Source organism: Chitinophaga filiformis (genome assembly GCF_023100805.1).
GTDB classification, from domain to species: Bacteria; Bacteroidota; Bacteroidia; order Chitinophagales; family Chitinophagaceae; genus Chitinophaga; species Chitinophaga filiformis_B.
This window is the reverse complement of the sequence record NZ_CP095855.1, coordinates 1,064,660-1,090,973: the sequence shown is the minus strand read 5'-3', so window position 1 is coordinate 1,090,973 and position 26,314 is coordinate 1,064,660. Positions and strand designations below refer to the sequence as shown.

Annotated in this window: 23 protein-coding genes; 12 read left to right on the top strand and 11 right to left on the bottom strand. The window is 47.3% G+C overall.

Annotated features, from left to right (window positions below):
• Positions 1 to 173: 173 nt before the first annotated feature.
• The 4 genes from acs (at position 174) to MYF79_RS04560 (ending at position 6,729) form a co-directional block, all read left to right on the top strand.
• Positions 174 to 2,087 carry an acetate--CoA ligase gene (acs, locus tag MYF79_RS04575; RefSeq protein ID WP_247812764.1) on the top strand — a complete coding sequence of 638 codons (1,914 nt, stop codon included), beginning with the start codon at positions 174 to 176 and terminating at the stop codon, positions 2,085 to 2,087.
• Positions 2,088 to 2,239: 152 nt separating this feature from the next.
• Entirely contained in the window at positions 2,240 to 3,868 is a 1,629-nt protein-coding gene (locus tag MYF79_RS04570; protein WP_247812763.1) for a RagB/SusD family nutrient uptake outer membrane protein, read from the top strand.
• A 218-nt stretch (positions 3,869 to 4,086) separates the two neighbouring features.
• Complete coding sequence (locus MYF79_RS04565) at positions 4,087 to 5,715, top strand: prealbumin-like fold domain-containing protein (protein WP_247812762.1); 1,629 nt, start codon at positions 4,087 to 4,089, stop codon at positions 5,713 to 5,715.
• Between the two features lie 69 nt (positions 5,716 to 5,784).
• On the top strand, positions 5,785 to 6,729 hold the full coding sequence (locus MYF79_RS04560; RefSeq protein ID WP_247812761.1) for an alpha/beta hydrolase: 945 nt from the start codon (positions 5,785 to 5,787) through the stop codon (positions 6,727 to 6,729).
• 235 nt (positions 6,730 to 6,964) lie between these two features.
• Here MYF79_RS04560 and MYF79_RS04555 read toward each other — a convergent pair whose 3' ends face one another.
• From MYF79_RS04555 to MYF79_RS04530, 6 genes are all read right to left on the bottom strand, one after another.
• A complete protein-coding gene (locus MYF79_RS04555; protein WP_247812760.1) occupies positions 6,965 to 7,537 on the bottom strand; it encodes a murein L,D-transpeptidase family protein in 573 nt (190 codons plus the stop codon).
• Between the two features lie 186 nt (positions 7,538 to 7,723).
• The gene (locus MYF79_RS04550; protein WP_247812759.1) at positions 7,724 to 10,672 is read right to left on the bottom strand and encodes a M16 family metallopeptidase; all 2,949 of its coding nucleotides are present in this window, start codon (positions 10,670 to 10,672) and stop codon (positions 7,724 to 7,726) included.
• Positions 10,673 to 10,776: 104 nt separating this feature from the next.
• A complete protein-coding gene (locus MYF79_RS04545) occupies positions 10,777 to 11,022 on the bottom strand; it encodes a hypothetical protein (RefSeq protein ID WP_199654551.1) in 246 nt (81 codons plus the stop codon).
• A gap of 29 nt (positions 11,023 to 11,051) precedes the next feature.
• Positions 11,052 to 11,966, bottom strand: a complete 915-nt coding sequence (locus tag MYF79_RS04540) for an outer membrane beta-barrel protein (RefSeq protein ID WP_199654550.1) — start codon at positions 11,964 to 11,966, stop codon at positions 11,052 to 11,054.
• Positions 11,967 to 11,989: 23 nt separating this feature from the next.
• Positions 11,990 to 13,141 (bottom strand): anti-sigma factor family protein, encoded by a 1,152-nt coding sequence (locus MYF79_RS04535; RefSeq protein WP_247812758.1) that lies wholly within the window; start codon positions 13,139 to 13,141, stop codon positions 11,990 to 11,992.
• Between the two features lie 50 nt (positions 13,142 to 13,191).
• Positions 13,192 to 13,677 (bottom strand): RNA polymerase sigma factor, encoded by a 486-nt coding sequence (locus tag MYF79_RS04530; protein WP_199654548.1) that lies wholly within the window; start codon positions 13,675 to 13,677, stop codon positions 13,192 to 13,194.
• 368 nt (positions 13,678 to 14,045) lie between these two features.
• Here MYF79_RS04530 and kbl point away from each other — a divergent pair, with 368 nt between their 5' ends.
• The 4 genes from kbl (at position 14,046) to MYF79_RS04510 (ending at position 18,457) form a co-directional block, all read left to right on the top strand.
• Positions 14,046 to 15,245, top strand: coding sequence for a glycine C-acetyltransferase (gene kbl, locus MYF79_RS04525; RefSeq protein WP_247812757.1), 1,200 nt, complete (start codon positions 14,046 to 14,048; stop codon positions 15,243 to 15,245).
• Between the two features lie 175 nt (positions 15,246 to 15,420).
• The gene (gene blaOXA / locus MYF79_RS04520; RefSeq protein ID WP_247812756.1) at positions 15,421 to 16,224 is read left to right on the top strand and encodes a class D beta-lactamase; all 804 of its coding nucleotides are present in this window, start codon (positions 15,421 to 15,423) and stop codon (positions 16,222 to 16,224) included.
• 428 nt (positions 16,225 to 16,652) lie between these two features.
• Positions 16,653 to 17,690 (top strand): VWA domain-containing protein, encoded by a 1,038-nt coding sequence (locus tag MYF79_RS04515; RefSeq protein ID WP_247812755.1) that lies wholly within the window; start codon positions 16,653 to 16,655, stop codon positions 17,688 to 17,690.
• Positions 17,687 to 18,457, top strand: coding sequence for a tetratricopeptide repeat protein (locus MYF79_RS04510; RefSeq protein ID WP_247812754.1), 771 nt, complete (start codon positions 17,687 to 17,689; stop codon positions 18,455 to 18,457). Before MYF79_RS04515 ends, MYF79_RS04510 begins: the two co-directional genes overlap by 4 nt.
• On the opposite strand, the gene MYF79_RS04505 is transcribed toward MYF79_RS04510, so the two are convergent.
• Positions 18,420 to 19,247 carry a helix-turn-helix domain-containing protein gene (locus tag MYF79_RS04505; RefSeq protein WP_247812753.1) on the bottom strand — a complete coding sequence of 276 codons (828 nt, stop codon included), beginning with the start codon at positions 19,245 to 19,247 and terminating at the stop codon, positions 18,420 to 18,422. The genes MYF79_RS04510 and MYF79_RS04505 overlap by 38 nt on opposite strands.
• A gap of 109 nt (positions 19,248 to 19,356) precedes the next feature.
• Here MYF79_RS04505 and def point away from each other — a divergent pair, with 109 nt between their 5' ends.
• The 4 genes from def (at position 19,357) to MYF79_RS04485 (ending at position 23,957) form a co-directional block, all read left to right on the top strand.
• Positions 19,357 to 19,899 carry a peptide deformylase gene (gene def, locus MYF79_RS04500; protein ID WP_247812752.1) on the top strand — a complete coding sequence of 181 codons (543 nt, stop codon included), beginning with the start codon at positions 19,357 to 19,359 and terminating at the stop codon, positions 19,897 to 19,899.
• A gap of 50 nt (positions 19,900 to 19,949) precedes the next feature.
• Positions 19,950 to 21,893, top strand: a complete 1,944-nt coding sequence (ispG, locus tag MYF79_RS04495) for a (E)-4-hydroxy-3-methylbut-2-enyl-diphosphate synthase (RefSeq protein WP_247812751.1) — start codon at positions 19,950 to 19,952, stop codon at positions 21,891 to 21,893.
• Between the two features lie 681 nt (positions 21,894 to 22,574).
• On the top strand, positions 22,575 to 22,955 hold the full coding sequence (locus tag MYF79_RS04490; protein ID WP_199654540.1) for a hypothetical protein: 381 nt from the start codon (positions 22,575 to 22,577) through the stop codon (positions 22,953 to 22,955).
• Between the two features lie 75 nt (positions 22,956 to 23,030).
• Positions 23,031 to 23,957: a LysR substrate-binding domain-containing protein gene (locus tag MYF79_RS04485; RefSeq protein ID WP_247812750.1), complete on the top strand. Its 927-nt coding sequence runs from the start codon at positions 23,031 to 23,033 to the stop codon at positions 23,955 to 23,957.
• Positions 23,958 to 24,021: 64 nt separating this feature from the next.
• Here the strand turns inward: MYF79_RS04485 and MYF79_RS04480 are convergent, their stop codons facing one another.
• The 4 genes from MYF79_RS04480 to MYF79_RS04465 form a co-directional block, all read right to left on the bottom strand.
• Positions 24,022 to 24,519, bottom strand: a complete 498-nt coding sequence (locus MYF79_RS04480) for a lipocalin family protein (protein ID WP_247812749.1) — start codon at positions 24,517 to 24,519, stop codon at positions 24,022 to 24,024.
• 86 nt (positions 24,520 to 24,605) lie between these two features.
• Positions 24,606 to 25,082: a hypothetical protein gene (locus MYF79_RS04475; RefSeq protein ID WP_247812748.1), complete on the bottom strand. Its 477-nt coding sequence runs from the start codon at positions 25,080 to 25,082 to the stop codon at positions 24,606 to 24,608.
• Between the two features lie 202 nt (positions 25,083 to 25,284).
• Positions 25,285 to 25,746 carry a hypothetical protein gene (locus MYF79_RS04470; RefSeq protein WP_247812747.1) on the bottom strand — a complete coding sequence of 154 codons (462 nt, stop codon included), beginning with the start codon at positions 25,744 to 25,746 and terminating at the stop codon, positions 25,285 to 25,287.
• A complete protein-coding gene (locus MYF79_RS04465) occupies positions 25,747 to 26,256 on the bottom strand; it encodes an RNA polymerase sigma factor (protein WP_247812746.1) in 510 nt (169 codons plus the stop codon).
• Between the last annotated feature and the right edge of the window lie 58 nt (positions 26,257 to 26,314).

Here is a 26,314-nt window from a genome sequence, read left to right as displayed (position 1 = left end):
TTTTGTTAGCTCTCTTCCAGGATCTCAATAGCGGAAGAACCCCGTACCAAGCCCCTTTTTACTCTTTTTGCACATATACAGGATTGTTATTGACTATTGGCCATTTTTACTAAATTTAAGCTGCAGATTGATAACACGTTATTTATAATGACCAACAAAAACTGATTGCAGCTATGGCTTATCCGTACCAGATAAAGAGCTTAGAAGAGTATCAAGAGAACTACCAGCAAAGTGTAATGGACCCGGAAGGCTTCTGGGCGAATGTAGCTGATCACTTTTATTGGCGCCGCAAATGGGATAAAGTGCTGGAATGGAACTTTAAGGATCCCGATGTGAAATGGTTTACCGGTGGTAAACTGAATATCACTGAAAACTGCCTTGACCGCCACCTTGGTACACTGGGAAACAGACCTGCCATTATCTGGGAACCCAATGACCCCGAAGAACGCCACCGTGTCATCACTTACCGTGATCTCTATAATAAAGTATGCCAGTTCGCTAACGTGCTGAAAAACAATGGCGTTAAAAAAGGAGACCGCGTCTGCATATACATGGGTATGATACCAGAACTGGCTATTGCAGTACTGGCCTGCGCCCGCATAGGTGCTATTCACTCCGTGGTATTCGGTGGTTTCAGCGCCCAGTCCATTGCCGACAGGATCCAGGATGCTCAGGCCAGCCTAGTTATCACTTGTGATGGCGCTTTCCGCGGCAATAAAGACATCCCGCTGAAGTCAGTGATCGACGATGCACTCATGGGCTGCCCTTCCGTTAAAAAAGTAATTGTATGTACCCGTACACGTACGCCTGTCAGCATGATAAAAGGCCGCGACCTTTGGTGGGAAGATGAGATCAAACAGGTGGAAACCATGGGCAATCCCCCATGCCCTGCCGAAGAAATGGACGCAGAAGATATGCTCTTCATCCTTTACACTTCCGGCTCTACCGGCAAACCTAAAGGCGTTGTACATACCTGCGCCGGCTACATGGTATACGCCAATTATACCTTTGTCAATACATTCCAGTATCAGCCGGGTGAGGTTTACTTCTGTACTGCAGACGTAGGTTGGATCACCGGTCATAGCTACATCATATATGGCCCTCTCAGCGCCGGCGCTACCACGCTGATGTTTGAGGGCGTGCCTACCTATCCCGATGCCGGCCGCTTATGGTCCATCGTCGATAAATACCGTGTTAATATCCTGTATACCGCGCCTACTGCCATACGCAGCCTTATGGGCTATGGACTGGGCCCGGTAAATCATAAAGACCTGAGCTCACTGAAGAAACTCGGAAGCGTGGGTGAGCCTATTAACGAGGAAGCATGGCATTGGTTCAAAGATCATATCGGTAAAGGACGCTGCCCGATTGTTGACACCTGGTGGCAGACCGAAACCGGTGGTATCATGATCACACCTATTGCAGGCATCACCAAAGAAAAACCAGGCTACGCCACACTCCCGCTGCCAGGTATACAACCTGTTCTCGTGGATGAGAATGGAAAAGAAGTGAAAGGCAATAACGTAAATGGCAACCTCTGTATCAAATTCCCATGGCCGGGCATGCTGCGTACCACCTATGGCGATCATGAACGCTGCCGCACTACCTACTTTGCTACTTACGAGAATCTCTATTTCACGGGAGACGGCTGCCTCCGCGATGAAGACGGCTACTACCGCATCACCGGCCGTGTAGATGATGTACTCAACGTAAGCGGCCACCGTATTGGCACCGCTGAAGTGGAAAACGCTATTAACATGCACGCCGGCGTAGTCGAAAGTGCTGTTGTAGGCTATCCGCACGATATCAAAGGCCAAGGCATCTATGCTTATGTCATCACTGAAAGACAGATGCACGATCCTGAGCTGACCAAGAAAGATATTCTTCAGACCGTATCCCGCATCATCGGCCCGATTGCCAAACCGGACAAGATCCAGTTTGTAAGCGGCCTGCCCAAAACACGTTCCGGCAAGATCATGCGCCGCATCCTGCGTAAAATAGCGGAAGGGGAACTGGACAACCTGGGAGACACTTCCACCCTACTCGATCCGGTAGTGGTAGACGAGATCAAGAGAGGCAGACTTTAAGAGAAAATAACCTTCATATTATAAAAAGGGCTGACATGTTCAGCCCTTTTTTCGTATCTTTGACAGACCCGAACAAAAGAAAAACCTATACCTAAAATCAATATACAACAGGACAATTTTCACAAAAACCCTCGTTTCCCAACAACACCTTTATGAAGAAATTATTATTCCTTGCCTTGTCATGCAGTCTTTGGGCATGCAAAGATGATGACAAAGTAACACCTGAACCGCAGCAGCCGTCTCAGAAGCCTACCGCCAGCATTACTGTATGGGACGCTACCCAATGGAGCCCCGAGCAACCCAAAGGAACGCCTGCAGATGGCGCAACAGTAGAACTCTTTACATCCAGGGAGGATTATCTCATGAAGAAACCTGCCTTTACAGCAACCACCAATGGCAGTGGCGTGGTCTCTTTCAAGGATATTCCGGAAGGCGTTTATTTTATGGTGGCCACCAAGGAAGGCAAGACCAATACCTGGCGTGACGCCCAGAATATGACAAGGGTATCCGACACCCTGTTCCAGTCAGAGGCTGAGATTAAGGATCCGACGCAACCGATACAGAATAATGTACTCCCCGGCGATTTTAAATACAGGGACCTGAATGGCGACGGTATGATTAACAACGACGATGTGGCGGAAGCCCCATTCTTTACGATCACCGTTAAAAAAGATTCTGTCAATACTGCCAGGGCACTGATCGGAAGAACCGTGAATCACGCCTATCCAACACTGAGTGCGGTAGAGGAAGCATTCTCAAATGAATATCCAAAGATCAGTGCTGCCCACCAGCAGATGGTCATGGTAGATGGAGTGCTCAGTGATGACGCAGATTGCCAGATCGCCAACCTGCCTGCCGGCTTTTGCGAACTGGACCAGTTTACATTCACACCGGCAAACAGCATTATTGAAAGTGCCTGGAAGAACCATTATGCCAGCATCCTTCAGTTGAACAGAATGTTGGCCAGCCTGAATGGAATACAGGGCGACAAAGCAGCCATTATTGCCCAGCTAAAGGCTTTCCGCGCATTTTTATACCTTGAACTGCAAACCTATTTCGGAACATTACCGATGACAGAACAACTGTTGCTGCCCGTAGGCATTTCTCCCGGTAGCATATACCTGACAAGGTACAATATCAAAAAAGATCTGACCGATGCATTACCGGGATTGCCGGATGCTGCCCCTGCAGGCAAGCCATGGTACATGACTTCTGCCGGCGCCAATATGCTGCTGGCGAGAATTGCGCTGTTTGAAATAAATGGTAACGATGCAACCACTTATACAGACAAAGTCATTGCAACAAAAAGGTATGCACTGGCCGACTCAGCGAAGGTCTTTACCGCTCCCGCCAGCAACGAGATCATATGGGATATCACAGCGAGTATGAATACTCCTTTTAAAGATTACTTTGTTCGCGGCGGGTTGACCGTTAATTTCTGTCCGGCTATCCGTTATACCGAAACCTACCTGCTCAGGGCGATGGGTAAGATCCTGTTGGAAGACCTTAGCGGCGCCAATGAGGCGATCAACATTGTGCGCACAAGGGGCAAAAAACCTGCTATTACGCTTAAAACCCTGGATGAGACAAGAAATGAATTAAAGATCCTGTATAAAGAAGAATTGTACAGAGAAGGGTTCCGTTACGCCCGCCTGGTGCTTTATAACGATGCAAAAACAGTACTTGGCAGCAAGGGTTACCAGGACAAGCATGCATTGCTGCCTATCCCTCAGTCGGTGCTTGAAGCATATCCGAATATTCATCAGAACGTAGGATATTAGCATCAGCAAGACAGGCTTCGATAATAACAACACGCACCTCATATAAGATGCGGATGTGAAAATAAATGAGCCCTCAGGCATTGTTTCCCTCAGGACTCGCAATAAAAGCCCGTATCAAAGTGAATACGGGCTTTTATTTATCTTTACAGTTCCAGTAGTTCTATACCTGAAATATAACGGACAACCTATAAAATTAAATGTTTACCCAAACGCAATTCATGAAAAGATTATTAGCGCTCCTGCTGTTATGTAGCCTCTGGGCATGCAAAAAAAATGACCACGATACTTCTCCTCCTCCTCCTTCCAAACCCGACACAGTACGTGCAAAGATCACTGTTTGGGATGGTACACAATGGAATGTGGATAAACCGAAAGGCGTACCTGCAGTTGGCGCTGAGGTAAGGCTCTATTCGTCTGTGACATATTACAAAGAAGGATGGGTTGCTTATTCAGCCATTACCGACGAACATGGCGTCGCCACTTTTAATAACCTACCCGAGGGCGAATATTACATGCTGGCTTTTAAAGGAGTGATTCACCAGGGAGAAATAAGCAATACATGGGATGATGGCGATGGCAAGACCCTCTTATCCGACTCCATATTTCAGACCCAGGCTGAAATTGATAATCCACAAACGCCACGTCAGCCAGGTGCTGTTCCCGGCGATCTCAGATATAAAGATATTAACCAGGACGGCTTAATCTCCGACGCCGATATGGTGGCAACCCCATACCTCAAATTCAGCGTCACACCTAAAACAGATACGGCCTTCAGCACCATCATTGCCAACCCGGTCAACCACGAGATGACACTGTACAAAACAGAGGCACAGGTGGACTCGGCACTGCTTCCGGTGGTGAAGACGATCAGTACTGTTTATCAGCGGTTCCGCATGTTGGACGGCATCCTTAGTGACGATGCCGACTGCAACGGCTTACCTGAATGGTGCGAATTGGACAATTTCACTTTCACTGCAGACAATGCCATTCTTGCCAATCTCTGGAAAGATGCCTACGCCTGCATCCTGCAGCTGAACAGGATGAAACTAAGCCTGGACAATTTCCAGTCAGAAAATAAAGAACTGAGAGCACAGATCACTGCCTTTCGCGGACTGCTCTTTTCAGATCTGATGTATTATTTTGGTGAGAACGTACCTATAACACATAAAGCAAAACTGCCCAGAACTGTAACTGGCGATACCCGGGAACTCCGGCAGGCCGCCTACTTCCAATTCTCTGCTGCTATAAGCGATCTTCCCGTCGAAGCGCCAGCGGGTAAAAAATGGCGTATGACACAGGACGCGGCGGCTTTGATAATAGCAAGGTATACAGGAGCTGGTAGTACCTGGAATATATTGCTGAAACCCATTCTCAAAAGAGGTAAATATTCCCTGGTAGCCCCTTCACAGGTTTTTGTCTCGCCAGACAATAGTGAGATTATCTGGGACATGACCTTCGGTATGACACCTGAATTTAAGCAGTACTTTGTGCGCAGTGGAACTACTGTAAATTTCTTCCCTGTTGCCCGTTATAGAGAAGCCTTGCTATTGAATGTGCTAAACTATAGCCAGTTTGAACTGGATACAATTAGTACCCTGATCAACACCGTTCGGGTCAATCGTCAGGAAGCACCAATTACATTTACATCTTTTGATGACGCCCAAAATGAACTGAACAGATTACTGGCAGTGGAATTTTACAGGGAAGGCTTCCGTTTCCTGCGCCTGGGGCCTCAGCGCGAGGCCGTACTGGGAAGCAAAGGATACCAGCAGCACCATCATAATCTTCCTATCCCATCATACATCCTGAGAGATTATCCCAAAGTTCTCCAGAACGAAGGGTACTAACACTATAAATATTTACGAAAAGCGGGTATACCTAAACAAGGATATACCCGCTTTTTTTACTTTTACTTTATGAAGTTGCTGAAACGTATCTTTCGCGTACTCCTGGTGTTATTCATCTTATTGAATGTCATTGCTGCCTTCCATGCATGGAAGTTCACTCATTTCTATGCCCCGGGTAGCTTCCGGAATAAAACGCCGGAACAAATGAATGTGCTGGAAAAGGCCAGGATGTTATTGCTCGGTGTACGTATTTCAAAATCCCTTGTCAGGCATACTCCGGAGTCCCGCTATGAAACCGTTCACATGACCACCAGCAATGGACTGCAACTGGAAGGATGGTGGACGCCTGTTGCTGCTTCCAAAGGCACTGTCATTCTCTTCCATGGTTACGGCGGCAGCAAAGACGGGCCCATACCTGAGGCAATGTATTTCCAGACACTGGGCTATAATACACTGCTGATGGACTTCCGCGCGCATGGCAACAGTGAAGGTACTGTATGTACTGTTGGTTATAGAGAGGCGGAAGACGTCATGCTGGCCTACAACCTTGTACAGCAAAAAGGAGAAAAGCATATCGTGTTATGGGGCGTTAGTATGGGAGCCGCGGCCATCCTGCGAGCTGTGCCTACTTATCACCTGCACCCCAATAAGGTCATCCTCGAATGCTCTTTTGCCACACTTACTGATGCGGTGAAGGGCAGAATGCGGGCTGTTAGCCTTCCCGGTACTCCTTTTTCACAGCTGCTCACTTTCTGGGGAGGTATAGAGAATGGCTTCTGGGGCTTCAACTACAATCCTGCCGATTATGCGCAAAGCATTACCATGCCCGCCCTCATTTCCTGGGGTGCGCATGATACCCGTGTTACCAGGCAGGAAACCATTAGCATTTACAAACATCTCGGTACGAAAAAAAAGGAACTGGTCATTTTTGAAGATTGCGGGCATCAATCATTCTGCAGGAGAGAAGGGAAAAAATGGAAGGAACATATCCGCAAATTTTTAGCAGCCAGATAACAATGCTGCCTGGTTTCCTCCAATAAAAAAGCACGCTCCACCCGAATGAAGCGTGCTTCACAAGACCAACATCCGCCTTTATGATAATCATGATCCCAGCTTGCGCCGGGTATCACTACAATGCTCCTGGCCAGGCCATAGCGGCACCGTTCTTAATCATGATAGCATGTAAGATCTTACGAATGCGTTTCTTAAAGTAAAGGTAAACATGCACACTGCTATGTGCATGACAGCATCAACGTCTTATTACAACAGGTGTTCCCACCTTGATAATATCATACAGTTCGCTCACGTCTCCGTTCTTCATACTCACGCAGCCCAGGGTCCAGTTAATACGGCCCTCCACATAGTTGTCCCGTATACCGGAGTTCCATTCCACACCATGAATGCCAATACCGCCACCTGGTGTAGCGCCGGCAGAGATCTCCCCATTTTCCTGCATTTGATGGAACTTGTTCCAGGCCGCTTCATTTGGATAATCCAACAGCATAAAACGATTCCAGAGCTTATCTATCCGCTTGCTCAATATATGAAAGGTCCCTTCGGGCGTCAGGCGGTCTCCCTCCTGCCTTTTGGGCGACTGGTCCTTGTTGCCAAAAACCACCTTGTATATCTTCCTCAACGTGACATCTTCATAAAGATACAAGCGGTAGTCACTCTTATCGATCAGTAAAAATACTTTGTCAGGATCAATGCTGCCAGGAAGTATTTTCACTTTATACAGGTAATCTTCATCACCTTTATTGGTAGTAAATCCTGATACACTCAGTGTCAGCACCAGGAGTATCAACAAGCAATAGCGATTCATTTTCACAGGGATTTTGCATAATGTTAACGTTGACTGTCAACTGATTATTGCAAATGGTTAAAAATTTCAGATGGCAAAAATAAAGAACCATCCGGAATTTCCGTCAGATGATCTCTGTGCGGAACCGGATGGTTCATGAATATATACGGTTATGTCGCTATGTATTTTGAGCTATTGCTGCTCAGATTAGTAACCGAAGATTTCCTCCAGTGACACTTTCTTCACATCTCCATACTTCTTCAGATCGTCCAGGCTTACCTTCTTATCTGAAGCCACGATGCAATAAGTGTAAGGTTTTCTGGCAATGTTCTGTTCATGGAACTGCTTCACATTTTCAAATGTAATGCCATCGATCTGTGAATACACTGTTTTACGGTAGTCGGTATCCAGTCCCAGTTTCTTTGCCGCCAGGTAAGTGAAGATGATGCCATCCTGTGTGATGCGTTCTGTTTCAATATCCTGCTTCATACTCTGTCTGGCGGTTTCAAACAGTTTGTCTGAACGCGGAATATCATTCAGCAGTTCATTCATGCCGTTGATCGCTTCGTTCATTTTATCTGCCTGGCTACCCACATAGGCTACCATAGAATAACGGGCATCCTTCCTGTCGGGAGAAGCGTAATAAGCGTAGGTCGAGTAAGCCAGCGCTTTGGATTCACGGATGGTCTGGAATACGATAGATCCCATGTTACCGCCAAAGTAGCCGTTAAACATTTCTACGAGTGCAGTATTCTCAGGCTTATAGGTATCTGTATTCCTTACCCAGTTCACCTCAGATTGTACCATGTCATAGTCTGTAAACAATACCTGGTTATTACCCTGGTCTATCTTATCAAACTTTATTGCAGCAGGTACTGCCTTAAGCGCCGCCGGTATGGTATGCTCTTTCTGTACAGCAGCGATAGCGGCTTCCAGTGCCTGCGGACCATAATAAATAACGGTGTGCTGATACTCCGGCAGGGAGTGCAGGATGTCTACCAGCTGCTGTGCGGTAATGCCATCGAGCTCCGCCTGGCTCAGTTGATTGTTGAAAGGATTTTTTGCACCGTACATGGCATAGCTCGCCAGGCCTTTCAGGATATTACCTTTATTCAGTTTGCTGTCTGAGCGGCTTTTGGCAACACGGCCTTTGAACGCAGCCAGCGCCTGCTCGTTCGGCTGACAGTTCTTCAAGAGATGCTCGAACAGGGATACTGCCTGGTCAAAGTTTTCCTGCAAGCCACTGATGCTGATGGTGGTGACATCGGTCCCTGCCGATACGTTGAAGTTACATGCAATGTTGTAGAATTCTTTACTGATCTGTTCAGTAGTATATTTATCTGTTCCCAGGAACTGGAGGTACTGTGCTGCCAGCGGCAACAGTTTATTGTTCCAGCTGCCCATATCGAAACGGTAGTACAAGCGGAACAAGCCATTGTCCTTATTCTGTACATACAGTACATCTGCGGCACCCAGTTTACCTTTCTGGATATCTTTACCAAAGTCCAGCCACAGCGGTTGGATCTTGGCAGCGGGCATTTCGTTGATCTCTTTCAGGAAGGTGGATTGCGCTTCACGGTTTACTTCCACCGGTGTAATAGCCGGTTTCTCAACCTTTTGGATATTCTTATCCTCGCCCTTACGTTTATAAAGCAATACGTAGTTGTTAGCGAAGTATTTGTTGGCGAAATCAACGATCTGTTGTTTTGTGACCTTACCCATATCGTCTACGAAGGAAACGTCTGTCAGCCAGTTTTTGCCCCTGTGTTTGATAAAGCCGTCCATTAATGCACTGGCGCGGGTATTATTGCTTTCCAGGCCCTGCAGCTCAGAAAGCTTGGCATTGTTCACAATGGCTTTTACCATGGTTTCGTCGAACTCGCCTTTCTTCAGGATCTCCAGTTGTCCCAGTAAGAGGTCTTTCACTTCTTCCAGGGTTTGTCCCTGTTTGGCGGTACCACTCAGGCTGAATACAGAATAATCTTTCCAGGCCATAACGCCTGCGCTTGATTTCAGTACCTTTTGTTGTTTATTGATGTTCAGGTCAAGCAAACCGGCCTTACCGTTGTTCATCACTTCAGATATTACTGAAAGAAGTACATTGGACTTCACATCCAGGGCTCCGGGCATGCGGAAAGCGATCATGACATTTTCCGCATCAGGACCAAATACCTCTTTTACGATAGGCGCAGTGATCGGCTTCTCTACCGGCGATTTGTATTCGTTAACCGGTTTGGGTTTCATGTAGGAGAAGTCCTTTTCTACCTGTCTGATCACCTGGTCAGGATCAAGATCACCTGCCATTACGATGGCCATGTTATCAGGCACATAGTAGGCGTTATAGAAATCGCGGATCGCTTTCAGCGAAGGATTCTTCAGATGCTCTACTGTACCGATGGTGCTCTGCTGACCATAATTGTGGGTTGGGAACAGAGAAGATAACATCAGTTCATAAGACTTACGGGCGTCATTATCCAGCCCTCTGTTCTTTTCCTCATATACAGCTTCCAGCTCGGTATGGAACAGGCGGAAAACCGGATCCTTGAACCTTTCTGCCTGTACTGCCAGGAATTTGTCAACCACGTTGGAAGGAATATCTTCTTCATAGATCGTTTCCTCCACCCAGGTATGTGCATTGGTGCCCTGTGAGCCCATACCCGCCATCAGCTTATCATACTCGTTGGCAATGGCATATTTTGCCGCCAGTCCGGATACGCTGTCAATCTGATGGTATACTGCTTTACGGGCAGTAACATCGCTGGTATGATTGTAGGTATCATACAGCCCCTCAATCCTGTCGAGGTAAGGTTTCTCCTTTGACCAGTCCAGGGAGCCGAACTGCTGGGTACCTTTAAAAAGGAGGTGCTCCAGGTAGTGGGCCAGACCGGTATGATCGTGCGGATCATTGTTGCTGCCAGCACGGGTACCGATAAGGGTCTGAATGCGCGGGTCCTTTTTGTTAACGCTGAGAATTACGGTCAATCCGTTTTTCAAGGTGTAGAAGCGTGCTTTCATCGGGTCGTTGGTGATATACTTATAAGTATACCCTCCCGACGTGCCCTCTTTCCACTCATACTTCTTTTGTTGTGCGCCTGCAATATTGGATATAGCGCAGGCTACAAGCAATGAAGAGATTGCTTTTGTAATGAGGTTCATGAATTGGTTTTTGAAAATAAAAAAAACATTACCAAATATAATGGTAATGCCCGGATGTGAGGCAACAGGAATTTGTTAAAAGGGATTAAAAGATGAGCAATGGCCTATCTTTTCCAGTCGTGTTCAGAAGCAGGTCCGTATTCGATATTAACAAACAGCGCATCAATAGCCGCAGGGGCTTCCGTATGAGCTAAAAACAAAGGGCGTTCATAAGTGAGGCCACTAAACGATAACCCACCATTTTGTCCCGGATGGTGGGCATAAACTTTCACCCCAACAATTCTCTTCTCACATGAATGAGCCCATACAATAAATCCGGTACAGGCCAGAAAAGCAATAAAAGAACGCATACTATATAGATTTTGATCCCCCAAAAACGTTAAAAGCTGTTAAAACGTATCCCTATTGAAAAAGGATACTGTTCCAGGCCATAATCATGTAAAGGAGTTAGCGCAAAATTACCATAAAGTTTCAAAGGTCCATAACCTACGTCTCCTGTCAGGCTCAACTTCCATTTGTTCAGGTTGAATTCATCCACTTTCTTTTCCTTTCCACGCTCCCTGCTGATCTGTTTCGTACGGGCCTTTACCAGGTATCCTCCCATCACTCCCATTCCCATTTTGAACGCTCGGGAAGGGCGGGCCGGGTTGCTGTTGAAGTTCAGCATCAGTGGTACGCTCAGGTATTCAGCGAACAATTTGTTCTTGGAAAAATTCACATTATCACGTATGATCTGGGTGGGGTATCCGGGGACATAGGTAATATTTCTCGCAAAACGGTAGTTGTTCATTTCGACACCTAAGGCATAGATCAGGTTCAATTTGTGTTTATAGATATTCAACCGTTGCTGGAACAACCATATATTGACATTGATGGACTTTCCGGTAATCAGTTTAAACTCTGATGGCGTAAGTGGCGCACTCCCTCCACGGGGGGCCAGGGTATTCAAACCAGCTGCTGAATAAGTAAATGACTTATTATAAATATCTGATACTCCATTAGGCGCATAGTAGGATAAAGCGACAGCCCCTGTATAATCACTCCGGTCTATATAATTATTGAATCCCAAATCAAAGACAAACCATCTGGTTTGCAGGTTCTTTTTCAACCTTTCTTTGGCATATGCAGTATCGTTATAGACCTTGAAGATGCGTTTGCCCTTTGCGTCCTTTCCTTTTACGATGATCAGCCCTTTTATCTGGATAGTCTCCACGAGGCTGTCAGCGGTCTGGGCTTTTGCACCTACGCTTACGATAAGCAGTAACAATAAATAGCGTAAAAATTTACACTTCATATCAAAAAAGTTCATTCATCGATTTATTTCTTCTTACGGGACAGGAACCTGGCTACGTTGGCCACTCCATTGAGCAGTTTACTGTCTCCGTTCATTGTCACTGCCATTACCAGTTCACCATTTGCCGGCGCCGCAGGTGCTTCAGCCGGAGATGCAACAGGCGCCTCCTTGATCTTTTCGGCATTTGCCATCACTGCAGTTTTCTCTGGTACGGTTGTAACATTCTGCGCCAGTATACTTTCCTGCTGCGCTGTTTTTTCCTGCAATTGTTGCACTACTTCCCCTGAAGTAGACGCTGGTTGCGGTATCTTGGCCAACGCCGGTAAGCGGTTGTCCGGCAGGCGGTCTATACCGGCTTCCTGTTTCGGCTCATTCGCGGTCGCTCCGGGTACGGTAGTCTTATTGGTGTTGTTATCTGTTCCTCTCTGGGCAATGGCATCACTTTGTGAGGTTTTGCGCCGGGTATTGCCTTCAGTCTCGGCAACTCCATCTGCCTCACTTTTTTCATCAGCAGCTGCCCGTGTTGCGGCGTCTTCAGCAGAACCGGTTGCCGGGCGGCCTGCGTCTGCAAGAGCGTGATTGTTGGCCTGTTGACCGGCTGACTGCTGAGCGGCAGGTGAATCCCCTTTAGTGGATGACTGACTAACAGCCACTTGTGGTTTTTCTCCTGAACGCTGACCGGGTAGCAACCAGACACTAAGTCCGACTACCACAGCAGCTGCAGCACTCCACCACCACACCGGCCGTACGGTAATACGTTCCCGTCTTCTATATAGCGATGCTTTATTGCCAAATGTTACAGAAAGATCAGGACTTAACCTGGCTGCCTGCAGGAGTGAGAGTTCCTTTTGTATATGAGGGTGCTGGCTGATCAATGCCTCCAGCTCCCTTTTTTCAGTTACACCCAGCTCATTATCAACGTAATCCAGCAGGAAACGCTCATAATTTGTGGCAGACAGCGCGCTGGTGTTCCTGTAGAGCGCTTCTTTGGCTTCAAACTTCATTCCCTCGTCAGGGCGCAACCTGGTGGCCTCCAGCAACGTCAGTTCCTTCCGGACTTCCGGATGCTGCTGCATAAAGGCTTCTAATGCGGCCATTTCCTCCCCGGTCAGCTCACCATCAATGGCGCTGAGCAGGAATTCCTCGTAGTTCGATATGTTTATATTAACTGCCAAATCAAAACATATAATTAATATGCAATATTACTTGATTCCCCTCATCTGCACTAGATCACATTTTCCATCTTCACCAGGTACTGTTTCAGGTGTAACCTTGCTCTGTGCAGATAAACCTTTACCTGTGAAGGATTTAACTGCATAATTTCTCCTATTTCCTCATAGCTGTAGCCTTCATAATCTTTCAGTAATATGAGCGAGCGCTGAACATCTGTCAGTTTGTCCAATGCTTTCTCCAATACCTTTTTTGCGTCATGGATCCTTTGCTCTGAGATCCTTGTCTCCTCTTTAAACTCGTCTACCAGTGTAATACGCTTCACCTTACGGACATGATCTATCATATTGTGGTAGGCTACAGTAAACAGGTATGACTTGCCTTTCTCAAAAGGCACATCGTTACAGTGCTTCCACAATATTTCAAACGCATTCTGTACAACATCTCTGGCGTCCTCGGTATGGTCTAAATTTTTAACAATAAACCGGAACAGATTGTCCGCGTACAGGTCCACGCATTGATTGTACTCCTTTTCCGTCATCCGGGTGTTGCGGGATTTTAGTGCTAATGTCCGACAATTACTTTATATCCACTCATCTTCCCCCTCCTTTCCATCCCACTATTTGTCTGTGCGCCTGTCCGGCACGTATCGCTCTGGACGGCAAGTTCCCGCATGGCACCTTGCCATCCTTCAATAGCGCGGAAATTTAAACTCAGTCCGGACCCCGTTTACACACAAAGGCCAATTTAACGGGATCAACGTGCAGACATTACTATGACGCAGAGCAGTCCCCAAATGTTACAGCCCCGTCAAACTTTTTCCTGCCGGGTCACAAAAGCCCTTGCGGGTGATAGAATCGCAATACATTTATTGCTATAACTTTGAACCAGGTTACAAAATCTGCTATTATGAACCAAAAATTCATTGCCCGCCTTCAACAGGAACTGGATGAGATACGCTCCGCCGGACTTTTTAAGAACGAGCGCGTGATCACCTCTGAACAGGGAGCCGAGATCCAGGTAGGTGGGAACACCGTTATTAACTTCTGTGCTAATAACTACCTGGGCCTTTCCAGCCATCCCGATGTGATCAGGGCAGCCAAAGATGCCATTGATACACATGGATATGGCATGAGCAGTGTCCGCTTTATATGTGGTACCCAGGATATTCACCGCGAGCTGGAACAGAAACTGGCTGAATTCCTTGGTACTGAAGACACTATCCTGTACGCTGCCGCTTTCGACGCTAATGGCGGTGTATTCGAACCGCTATTCAATGAGCAGGACGCCATTATCTCTGACGCCCTCAATCACGCTTCCATTATCGACGGTGTACGCCTCTGTAAAGCACAACGTTACCGTTACGAACATAACAATATGGCTGACCTGGAGGCCAAACTACAGGAATCAGCCCACCTTCGCAGCCGTATTATCGTAACCGACGGGTCTTTCAGCATGGACGGCACCATTGCCCAGCTGGATAAGATCTGCGATCTGGCTGACAAATACGACGCGATCGTAATGATCGACGAAAGCCATTCCTCCGGCTTCCTGGGCAAAACCGGCCGCGGCACCCACGAATACCGCAATGTAATGGGCCGTATTGACATCATTACAGGTACCCTGGGTAAGGCCCTTGGCGGTGCATCCGGCGGTTTCACCAGCGGTAAGAAAGAGATCATCGATATGCTGCGCCAGCGTAGCCGTCCTTATCTCTTCTCCAACTCCGTAGCCCCCAGCATAGTTGGCGCTTCCATCTCCGTACTGAAGATGTTAAGCGCTACTACCTCACTGAGGGACAAACTGGAGTACAACACCCGCTACTTCCGCACCAAGATGACGGAAGCCGGTTTTGATATTAAACCAGGCGACCACCCTATCGTTCCGGTAATGTTGTACGATGCGGTATTAAGCCAGCAGTTCGCCGACAAGCTCCTGAAAGAAGGCATCTACGTGATCGGCTTCTTCTTCCCGGTAGTTCCGAAAGGCCAGGCCCGTATCCGTGTTCAGCTTAGCGCTGCTCACGAACAGGCACACCTCGATAAGGCCATTGCAGCCTTTACCAAAGTGGGTAAGGAACTCGGAGTAATCAAGGAATTAGTTAAATAATATATACTGAAAGCCATCTCCCCGCTGTTGGAAATCAGGCTTCATAAAGATCAAAAACTAACGCTAAAAGGGCTGGTCCGGGACCGGCCCTTTCTTTTTTGTAAACCCCTTCTCCAATGAACATCACTTGAATTTTGCCCTAATTGGCTACTTTTGCAGCTCTAAAAAGATGTATATGAAACAAACTGGCTGGATACTCCTGCTGGTAGCCATTCTGGCGAATGCCTGCGCTCCGAACAACGTTAAGATTGAAAAAGACTGGGAAAAGTATTTTAGCGAATACAAAGTAGAAGGCTGCTTTATGCTGTTCAACAACGGTCAGGGCACCTTTAAGGTATATAACATTGACCGGGCGAAGGAACGTTTGGTACCGGCCTCCACTTTCAAGATCTTTAACTCTCTCGTAGGTCTTGAAACCGGTGTGCTGAAAGACACCTCCACCGTCATTCCCTGGGATGGCGTTGTACGTTCCGTTCCGGAATGGAACCAATCCCTGAGCATGCAGCAGGCCTTCCGCCTTTCAGCGGTACCCTATTACCAGGAAGTGGCCCGCCGTATTACCAAACCTGTTATGCAGCATTGGCTTGACACTGTCAAGTATGGTAATATGAAGATCAGCCGTATAGACACCTTCTGGCTCGACAATAGTCTCCAGATCTCCCCGGATGAAGAACTTGGCTTCGTCAAGAAGCTTTATTTCGATCAGCTGCCTTTCCATAAGCTGACGATGCAATGGGTACGCGCTATCATGCTCATGGAAAAAACAGATAAGTATGAGCTGCGCTACAAAACCGGTATGGCAACCGTAGGCCCTAAAACAATTGCCTGGATAACCGGCTGGATTGAGGAAAATGGTCATCCTACCTTCTTCGTCCTGAACTTTGATACCGAAGATAAATCCCTCGATGTTCCGAAGGTTCGTATGAACCTCCTGAAAAACCTGCTGAAAGATGCGGGTTACATGGAAGGCCTGAAATAAATAATTGATGCGAAGCCATAGTTGAACAGGTCAAATACCTGCTGAACTATGGCTTTTTTAGCGCCATTTTAAATAGTTGCCATTGTCAAATATTGATCATCCGGAAAGAAAATGCCTCTACTCACATATTTGCCAAAGTCAATCAACTCCTGTTCAATCCTTTACAATAGCGGATCTCATAGTCCCGGGCATTACCCATTGCCTTTGCCGTCGTTAATAAGGGCTCCCTCCGGGTCCTTTTTTCCCTTTTCCGCTTATACCCTCCCTTTGGTGCCCCCGGTAACTGCTTATCTATCACCTCTCCTATCCCCATAGCGTTAAAAAACTCCTAAATCGCCACCTACATATGATGTAAAACGTACTAAAAAAATTATATTTGATCCCTGTGTCCGGTCTCCCTCATGACCGGCAGAAGAAATCTTTATTGGATGATGTTACGTTTTCAGCATAGCGAATACTTATGGGCACTGGTCTTATTACTGGTACTGCAACTGGCATTCCTCAGCATATCCTGGTGGAAAAGACGCTCTGTTCGCAAACTGGGTGACCCTGTACTTGTAGAGAAGTTATTTACCGGTTACTCCCGCAGGCGCTTTACATTCCGTTTCCTGTTGATCTTCCTGGCCTTCCTTTTCGGGGTGATTGGCCTTGCTAACATTCAGAAAGGCAGCCGGATGGAAAAGATCACCCGCAAGGGAGTGGATGTAGTGATCGCTCTCGATGTCAGCAAAAGTATGCTGGCAGGAGATGTGAAACCTGACCGGCTGACCAGGGCCAAACAACTTATCTCCAAACTGACTGACAAACTGGATAACGACCGCGTAGGCCTCGTGGTATTTGCCGGCAATGCCTATCTTCAGATGCCCCTGACCATAGATTACTCTGCCGCCAAAATGTACCTGTCTACTGTAGGACCGGAAATGATCCCTACACAGGGTACAGCCATCGGACAGGCGATCCAGGTGAGCAATGACGCTTTTAATAAAAAGGAAAGGAAACATAAAGCCCTCATTATCATTTCCGATGGTGAAGACCATGATGAAGCAGCCATTTCGAAAGCTAATATGGCCTTCGACAATGGCGTTGTGATCAATACCATCGGTATAGGTTCTCCCACCGGCTCTCCTTTACCGGACCCGGAAACAGGCACCTACAAAAAAGACAAGGAAGGCAATACCGTTATTTCCAAACTGAATGAAGATGAACTGAAGTCTATCGCCGCTGCCGGCAGGGGCATTTACGAGCACCTCGATAATAATACGGAAGAGGTGGTGAATTCCCTGGTACAGAAAATAGATAGCATGGAGCAGAAAGAATTCGGGGAAAATATATTCACAGACTATAACAGCTACTACCAGTATTTCCTGGCTATCAGCCTGTTATTGCTCGTTGCCGAGTTCTTTATTCCGGAAATCAGGCGCAGTGCCCGCCCAAATGTTGTCGTTACCGCTACAGAAAAACCATGACGAAACTACAATTGACATATCAAACCTTACTGGCTGGCCTGCTTATCTGCCTTTGCCAGAGCGCTTTCGCCCAGACCGGGAATAAATATATCCGTAAAGGCAATGAGCTGTATAAGAACAAACAATATACTGACGCTGAAGCCGCCTATAAAAAAGCACTGGAGGTAAACAAGCAGTCCGTGGAAGGCCGCTATAACCTGGGTAACTCCCTGTACGAGCAGAAACGTTTCGACGATGCCCGCACCCAGTACGCCAATAGCTTTAAGATTGCGCCTACCCGGGAGGGCAAAGCCGACGCCAGCTACAACATTGGCAATACCTTTATGGAGGGAAAGAAATGGGAAGAGAGTATCAAGGCTTACAAAGAAGCACTGAAACAGAACCCGTCTGATGAAGAAGCCCGCTATAACCTTGCCTATGCCCAGGCTATGCTGAAGAAGCAGCAAGGCGGTGGCGGAGATAACAAGGACAATAAGGACAAAAAAGACAAGGATAAAAATCAGCAGAACAAAGACCAGCAGAATAAGGAGGACCAGAAAAAAGATCAGCAGAACAAGAACAAACAGGACGAGAACAAGGATCAGCAGAATAAAGACAAGAACAAGAATAAAGAGCAGCAGGACGAAAAGCCTGAGCCACAGCCAAGCAAATTGAACAAGCAGGAGGCAGAACGTTTACTCCAGGCATTGGGCCAGGAGGAGAACAAACTGCAGGATAAAATGAAGAAGGCTAAGGGGCAGGTAGTGCCTGTTGATAAAGACTGGTGATCCGCGATGGCGACCTTCCGGTATATTTCCTGCAGTCTCTGATAAAATGGTTCTGATCATAATATCCTTTATCCAATGCGATGTGGATAAGGTTCTTCTCTCCCTGCATCAGGCTGAAATAGGCATACAGGAAGCGAATGCTACTGAGGTAGGCCTTGGGCGTAACGCCCAGGTACCGGCGAAAATTCCGCTCCAGCCATTTATAATTCAAACCTGATTGCTTACAGATATCAGCTACTGATATCTGCCCCTGATGGGCTCTTATGAGTTGCACAGCCACCTGCAACATATAGTTCACCGTTGTATAGGCTGGCAGTTTTTTCAAAAGAAATGCCTCCAGCAATGCCACCCGCTCCTGTTCCCCGGCATTGCAGATCGCTTCCGCCAGCTCCGCTCCGGGGCTTCCCCAGACCTCATCAATGCCACATAATGGGTGTTGTATGCCAATTGCCGGTTGTTGCACCAGATGGTACAATCCGCAAGGCGTGAACCTGACCACAAGCAAACGACTTCCTTTTGGCAGATGGGTGATATAAGTGTCCTGCAATCCGAAACTACAGAGGAAGGCCCGGTTAAAAAACCGGTTATACGCCCCTCTGAATGTAATCCCGTACGCCGCATCCAGTAAAAAGACCAGGACGGGTGCCCCATCCAGGCTTGCCCATACATTGTCCTCCCGGCCTTGCCAGGTCACACAATAATAGCCTTCTACGATATCTGCCAGCCCGGCTGCGGGTCTGGACAGCGGAAGGCGTTCCATGAAAATATGTGCGAGCAGATCTACCGGCATAACCCTGTAAAGATACAGAGAATCAGGCCCATCGCCATTCTTCCCGGTCACAGATGTCGAAAATGTGCTATCCCGGACAGGCAATATGGCCGTTCTTCGCTACAAAAACATGGTACGACCTATTCTCGCCTACGGCGCTCCGGGTTTACGGCAGCCGACCCGGGAAGTAAGCAGGGATACTCCCGGCCTTCAGCAACTGATCAATGATATGTGGCAGACCCTGGACAATGCCGGCGGTGTTGGATTAGCCGCCCCCCAAATCGGCCAGGCCCTGCGTATGTTCCTGGTAGACAACCGGGAGGCTGTCTACCACATCCGCAAGGTATTCATCAATGCCTCGATAGTGGAGTACAGTTCCACCGTTTGTACGGAGGAAGAAGGCTGCCTGAGTATACCCGGGTTCGCCGTTCCTGTTACGCGGCCTGATAGTATTACCATCCGGTACCAGGATGAAATTTTTCAAACCATGACGGCTACTTTCCACGGTATGGCCGCACGCATTATCCAGCATGAATATGATCATGTGGAGGGTATACTTTACCTCGACCGTCTTCCATCTCTCAGCCGCACACTGCTGCGGCGTAAGTTACAGGAGATAAGCAGGGGCCGGTTCCGACCCTCCTATCCCATGCAATTCCCCCTGCGTAGTTGATCCATTCGCGATTCTATTCATTACCTTTGCTCCATATTTGGATTTCTTTTATGCAGCTATATTGTAATTCACTGACGGAATATAAGCGACTGGCCACTTTGGAAGTAAAGGTAGGAGACCTGCTGATAGGTAATAATCATCCAATACGTATCCAGACCATGACCACTACTGATACGATGGATACCAATGCCACTGTGGAACAGGCTATCCGTTGCATAGAAGCCGGTGCTGAGCTGGTGCGTATTACCGCTCCCAGCAAAAAAGAAGCAGAGAACCTGTTGCCCATCCGCAATGAGCTGCGCAAAAGAGGATATACCACCCCCCTCGTGGCGGATATACACTTCACACCGAACGCGGCTGAAATAGCAGCCCGGATCGTGGAAAAGGTGCGTATCAATCCCGGCAACTACGTCGACAAAAAGAAGTTCGAGACGCTCACCTATACAGACAGCGAATACCAGGAAGAAATAGACCGCATACGCAAACAGTTCACCCCCCTGGTGAAAATATGCCAGGAACATGGAACCGCTATGCGTATCGGTACTAACCATGGATCGCTGAGCGACCGTATCATGAGCCGCTATGGAGACACTCCCATGGGGATGGTGGAAAGTGCGATGGAGTTCCTCCGTATCGCAGAGGACCTGAACTACAGGAACATCGTGCTCAGTATGAAATCCAGCAATCCGCAGGTAATGGTGCAGGCTTACCGCCTTCTGATCCAGACCATGCAGGAACAACTTGGTCACTGCTATCCCCTTCACCTGGGCGTAACCGAAGCTGGTGACGGAGAAGACGGCCGCATCAAATCTGCCGTGGGTATCGGTACTCTGCTGGAAGATGGTATCGGCGATACGATCCGTGTTTCTCTTACTGAAGATCCGGAGTTTGAACTGCCGGTGTGCCGCGACCTGGTAAAACGCTATACCAGTCGCCAGGATCATACGCCTATCCCTCCGGTAGAACAGCTGCCTTATTCTCCATTCGAGCATAAACGCCGTGAAAGCATTGCTATCAATAACATTGGCGCCAAGCAGGTACCTGTTGTTGTTGCCGACTTTAGCACCAATACCGGTATTACTCCTGAACATTTGCAGGCGGTTGGCTATCATTATGACGCCAATACTGATAAATGGAATATTGCCGATGCGGCAGCAGATTATATATTCACCCGTGAACTGCTGTCCTTTTCACTGCCCGGCACGCTGAAAGTGATTGTACCGCACGACATCTGGCACGGGACAACAGATAAGGAGAAATATATGCCGCTCTTTACTGCGGAGGAATACCTGCAGTCCAAAGAGCGTTCTTCCATTATTAATTTCATCGATCATAATACCGGGGTTGCCTTACCGGAAAACTTCCTGTTGCAGATGGCCAATGATCATACGGTTGTACTCTGCCTGCATTCTTCCAATGCGCATGCTATGCCGGAGGTAAGACGTACCATGATCACCCTCCTGGAACGGCAGATACAGCAGCCTGTCATATTAAAATGCTTCGCGGAAGATAATACCGCCGATGAGCACCTGATACATTATGCCACTGAAACCGGTGCTCTCCTGCTTGATGGTTTCGGTGACGGTGTATGGCTTGTGAGTGAGGCCACCGGCGCGCAGGCGCCCGGTCATTCCCTGCTCAATAACATTGCCTTTGGCATTTTACAGGCCACCAGAACACGCATTTCCAAAACCGAATATATCTCCTGCCCATCCTGCGGAAGGACCTTATTTGACCTCCAGGAGACCACTGCGAGGATCCGGGCTGTGACCAATCACCTCAAAGGCGTTAAGATCGCCATCATGGGTTGCATCGTAAACGGTCCCGGGGAAATGGCCGATGCAGACTTCGGATATGTAGGCAGCGGCGTTGGAAAGATCACCCTCTATAAAGGAAAAGAGGTTGTGAAACGTGGTTTGAACAGTGAAGTAGCTGTGGATGAGCTGATCTCCCTCATCAAGGAAAACGGCATGTGGGTCGAAACCGCGAACTAAAGGGATTAACAACCGGAAAAAGTCGCGCCGGCCGACACATTCATGCCGCCAGCCGATATCCCTGATACAACAACGAACCGACAAACAAAACACCGATAGACTCCGTCAGGAGTCTTCGTGTTTGTAGCCCGGGGTTTCTACCCCCCGGGACCGGCGCGGCGATAACCCGCGTACCGCATACGGCATGATGATCCCCCGATGACGCGTAACAACCACGCGATGCATGGCGATTCCCCCGGGAACGGTATGATAATCCCCGACGCCCGCTATCAATGTCAATCGAAACGCCGTATCAATCAACACCATATTAAAAAAGGTCTCGCTGTGGCGAGACCTTTTGATCAAGGTTAACAGGATGATTTCATAAATCAATAAAGGGGGTCACTATATGTTCGTCAGACAATCGAATTGTTCGCTTCATCAACATTCACACTCCTTAACCACTTATAATAAGTTAAGGGGTTATCAAACATTTTGGGGTTAACTGTTATACTTTGTCAGGTGATACAAAGGTACATCCACTGCAAGCCCTTTGTCAAGCGTATCAATACGCAATCTCTTGCGGAAACTACGTTTCAAGAAATTGCAAATCACTACGTTAAAACATCCGAATAAATATTATAGATCAGCGCAGCTACCTATTAAAAAAATGCCTAATTTTTCACTCTAATCCAACATGAGATGAAAAAGATTTTAACAGGAGTGTTAGCACTTTTCATGGGCGCATCTGTTGCTATGGCCCAGACTCCCGCCACACAACAGGCGCCGGCAAAAGCTCAACACAGATCAGAAAAACCAGGTCAGAAAGCACAGCGTCCTGGATTGGACAGTGTTTCCGGCAAACCAGTGAAGAAAGACGGTACTCCGGACAAACGTTTTAAAGAGAACAAAGAGACCAAAGAAACTAAAGCACAGGGACCGTTGAAGAAAGATGGTACCCCTGACAAGCGTTTCAAGGAAAACAAGGATGCGAAACCAGAAGGCCCTAAAAAGGCAGATGGAACTCCAGACAAACGCTTCAAGGAAAATAAAGAAAAGAAAGCTGAAGAGAAAAAAGCTTAACAGCATCTCACATTTTCATCAGCGGATATCCTGCCCCGGTAGGATATCCGCTTTTTTTCTTCGTACATTTAACCAATGTTGGACTTCAGGTTAAAAGTATTCTACACAGTAGCCAGGCGCCTCAGCTTCACCAAAGCGGCGGAGGAGTTGTTCATATCGCAACCGGCTGTGACTAAACATATCCACGAGCTGGAACAGCAACTGGGCATGGCGCTGTTTGAACGTATTGGCAATAAGATCAAGATCACCCGTGCAGGCCAGGTGATGCTCAAACATGCAGATGATATCTTTACCAGTTATCGTAACCTCGAGTACGAGATCAACCAGCTGAAACATGAACAGGGCGGTCTGCTCTCACTGGGGGCCAGTACTACCATCGCACAATACTTCATTCCACCCCTGCTGGCACAGTTCAACCAGCGTTATCCCGAGGTAACCGCCTCCCTCATTTCCGGCAATACAGAACAGGTGGAACAGGCGCTCTTCGACAAAACGATCCAACTGGGACTGATAGAAGGCCGTTCAAAGAACCCCGTGCTGAAATATGTGGAGTTCGCAAAAGACGAGATAGCCCTCATCGGGAACGTAAAATATAATTATGGCGATCCGGACGCGCCGCTGACAGCCGCTGAACTGAAGTCCATTCCCCTCCTGATGCGCGAACAGGGCTCAGGTACCCTGGAAGTGATCACCGATGAACTCAAGCGCCTTAAGCTGAAGCTCACCGACCTGCAGATAGCCATGTACATGGGCAGTACCGAGAGCATCAAGTCCTATCTGCACCACGCCCCATGTGCCGCCTTTCTTTCCCTGCATGCCGTAAAACGGGAACTGGAAGCAGGTGAATTCAAGATCCTGCCGGTAAAGAATTTCAAGCTGGTAAGAAAGTTTCACTTTATTTATCTACAGGGCCAGCAGGATAAACTGGCGCAGCTATTCATGCGCTTTGCCAGGCAGCACGCAGGCACTCCATCCACAGATACTGAAAACAAAAACGCTTAACACTTCACATGGTTTTCAGCCATGTAAATGTTAAGCGCTGTAATAACGTATAACCCTGTATTGCTTAGCTACGCTGCAGGGTATATATGATGTACCCTGTTTTACCTTCAAAGCTCACCGCTGCCCTCCATACCATAGAAGTATTGTTCAGAGAGCTGATCTCTACACGGTAACCTTCCGTTACATTCTTGGCTTTTACGCCGGAACCCACTTTCTTGAACTGGAACATATCTACGCCACCCTGTTTGTATATAGACCATACGATAGACTGAGTAGCCGTCGTGCAACCGTCTTCGGTAGAAGATAAAGTATAAGAACCATTATTGTTAGATGGCAGGATCCACTGGCTGCCTTTAAAGCAGTTGTAAGATGCTTCATCAAAAACAGTCACCTTAGAACCTCTTGGAATTCCATCGAAACTAATATCTGTAATAACCCAGTTTCCTTTAACGGAACCTTTGCTGGCGCTTTGTTCTGTGTTGGTTGCTCCCGATTGGGTTTTACAGGAGATCGCAAATACAGCGGCTACCATGCATAATACTGCAAGTGTAAGGTGTTTCATGTTCAAATAATTTGATGTTTAAATTGTCGGAAATGCAATGCATTACGGACGCAAGGTGGGAAAAAACAAGAAACGTACCAAATCGCTCAGTGTACACCGGGTGGCGACATCTCCGTATGAGTTGGATATAAGCGCATTAAACGCTCTTCCATATTCCGGAACTGCTGGTAAAAATAAATGGTACTGGCCACAAGCGCCATGATAAGCAACATCATAGCAATAACGGTACAACGCCACCATATGCTGACGGTGATCGTGTTGTTGCGTGGCTGTAATATATACGTCTGAGGCCCTTCGGTTTGTTGCCTGCCCGCCTTTGAATAATAGCTATCCCGTCCATGAGGCGTCAGGTGCCGGGCTATTTTGTTCCATACAATGGCCGGTGGCGTGATGCCGCCATCATCCATTACCTTTTGAAGCCTGAATTCTGTTGCCGATATCTCGGTATTGAGTTCCGGATACAAGCTACGCATATGCTCGAATAGCTCAGCCTCTTCGTCAGATGCTAAGCCCAGCAGATAAGTCTCAATAATGCCACTTTCTATGTAATCATGAAGGTCCAAGGCGACATATCTAATTTAAATTACGGCAAATACTCCACGCAAAGCCTGTTCTCTGCACATAAGCTTCAAATGTCAAATTAAGCTAATTCATTTCCAAATAAAAATCACCTGACAACCCGGGCGTTCTTTACAGCAAATTGATAATGAGATGTTTAATTTGAACAACATAAGTATATACACCTATGTTACCACAAATATCTGATTATTTTTTGGAGCTGACCTGCTCTGTATGTAATTGTTGAGATTCCGTTTTTCTTTCTTTAGACTGCTGGTATTTGAGAAAAAAGTAAATGGCAAAGAAAAGACAGACCTTGGAGAGGATAAAGGTGATAATAAAGAATAACCGCCACCATTTATGAACAGTAATGTGTTGGCCATCCTGCGAATGTATATTAATAAAGGTATAGCGGGAATTATCGTCCTGTGGCGGTAATTTATCCCGCCAGTTGATGTGCTGGAATATACGTTGTTTGAGATGTGGGGATGGCAATACTGCCTCAGCAAGCGCCGTTTTCTCTATTCTTCGCTCCACGGCCATCACCTCAGCATTCAGAGAAGGATACAAGCGCCGCATCTGCTGCAATTCCTCCATCTCACTGGCTGTTGCGATCCCAAGCACATAGCTTTCAATGATCCCACTTTGTATGTAGTGATTAAGTTCCAATTATTCCCCCAAAAATTTTCTGAATGCGCCCATGATATCTTTCAGTTTTACCATTACCTCATCGGGTTGTGCCCCCAACATGCGGGCCACCGCTTCTTTAGGCAGTCCTTTATAATAACACAAGTGGAATATTGTCCTGCTTTCTTCCGGGAGCTTGTTGGCAAAACGCTGTAGCAGATTGCTATCATGTTTCATAACGTCGCTGCTGTTATCCTCGTTTTCTTCCATGATGGCGGCTTCTTTTACAGCCTGCTCACGGGCAATCCTCATCAGCCATCCGAATAAAGTAGCGCTTCCGGTGTCCCTGTATACTGTAATATTCTTAAATACATAGATGAACGTCCTTGCCAGTACTTCTTCCGCTGTCGCGGTATCGCCGACCACCTGTAGTATGATACTGTATAATGCGGGGCCATAATAGTCATAGACCAGTTCCTGGGCAACGGGATCTCCAGCTATCAATCGTTCAGTGATAATGTATTCGTCGATATGTACAGCTGATTGCTGCAAGTGTTATAGGTTTATGAGTAAACTAAGATAAACTATTAATTATTAAAGATCAATTTCT

What these genes read in the sequence shown, in the direction of transcription:
- MYF79_RS04515 (WP_247812755.1), top strand. Translation starts at nt 16,653, where the DNA reads ATGATGTTACGTTTTCAGCATAGCGAATACTTATGGGCACTGGTCTTA.
- MYF79_RS04545 (WP_199654551.1), bottom strand. Translation starts at nt 11,022, where the DNA reads ATGCGTTCTTTTATTGCTTTTCTGGCCTGTACCGGATTTATTGTATGG.
- MYF79_RS04490 (WP_199654540.1), top strand. Translation starts at nt 22,575, where the DNA reads ATGAAAAAGATTTTAACAGGAGTGTTAGCACTTTTCATGGGCGCATCT.
- MYF79_RS04570 (WP_247812763.1), top strand. Translation starts at nt 2,240, where the DNA reads ATGAAGAAATTATTATTCCTTGCCTTGTCATGCAGTCTTTGGGCATGC.
- MYF79_RS04485 (WP_247812750.1), top strand. Translation starts at nt 23,031, where the DNA reads ATGTTGGACTTCAGGTTAAAAGTATTCTACACAGTAGCCAGGCGCCTC.
- MYF79_RS04565 (WP_247812762.1), top strand. Translation starts at nt 4,087, where the DNA reads ATGAAAAGATTATTAGCGCTCCTGCTGTTATGTAGCCTCTGGGCATGC.
- MYF79_RS04510 (WP_247812754.1), top strand. Translation starts at nt 17,687, where the DNA reads ATGACGAAACTACAATTGACATATCAAACCTTACTGGCTGGCCTGCTT.
- MYF79_RS04550 (WP_247812759.1), bottom strand. Translation starts at nt 10,672, where the DNA reads ATGAACCTCATTACAAAAGCAATCTCTTCATTGCTTGTAGCCTGCGCT.
- MYF79_RS04540 (WP_199654550.1), bottom strand. Translation starts at nt 11,966, where the DNA reads ATGAAGTGTAAATTTTTACGCTATTTATTGTTACTGCTTATCGTAAGC.
- ispG (WP_247812751.1), top strand. Translation starts at nt 19,950, where the DNA reads ATGCAGCTATATTGTAATTCACTGACGGAATATAAGCGACTGGCCACT.
- MYF79_RS04505 (WP_247812753.1), bottom strand. Translation starts at nt 19,247, where the DNA reads ATGCCGGTAGATCTGCTCGCACATATTTTCATGGAACGCCTTCCGCTG.
- MYF79_RS04555 (WP_247812760.1), bottom strand. Translation starts at nt 7,537, where the DNA reads ATGAATCGCTATTGCTTGTTGATACTCCTGGTGCTGACACTGAGTGTA.
- def (WP_247812752.1), top strand. Translation starts at nt 19,357, where the DNA reads ATGGTACGACCTATTCTCGCCTACGGCGCTCCGGGTTTACGGCAGCCG.
- acs (WP_247812764.1), top strand. Translation starts at nt 174, where the DNA reads ATGGCTTATCCGTACCAGATAAAGAGCTTAGAAGAGTATCAAGAGAAC.
- MYF79_RS04530 (WP_199654548.1), bottom strand. Translation starts at nt 13,677, where the DNA reads ATGACGGAAAAGGAGTACAATCAATGCGTGGACCTGTACGCGGACAAT.
- blaOXA (WP_247812756.1), top strand. Translation starts at nt 15,421, where the DNA reads ATGAAACAAACTGGCTGGATACTCCTGCTGGTAGCCATTCTGGCGAAT.
- MYF79_RS04560 (WP_247812761.1), top strand. Translation starts at nt 5,785, where the DNA reads ATGAAGTTGCTGAAACGTATCTTTCGCGTACTCCTGGTGTTATTCATC.
- MYF79_RS04480 (WP_247812749.1), bottom strand. Translation starts at nt 24,519, where the DNA reads ATGAAACACCTTACACTTGCAGTATTATGCATGGTAGCCGCTGTATTT.
- kbl (WP_247812757.1), top strand. Translation starts at nt 14,046, where the DNA reads ATGAACCAAAAATTCATTGCCCGCCTTCAACAGGAACTGGATGAGATA.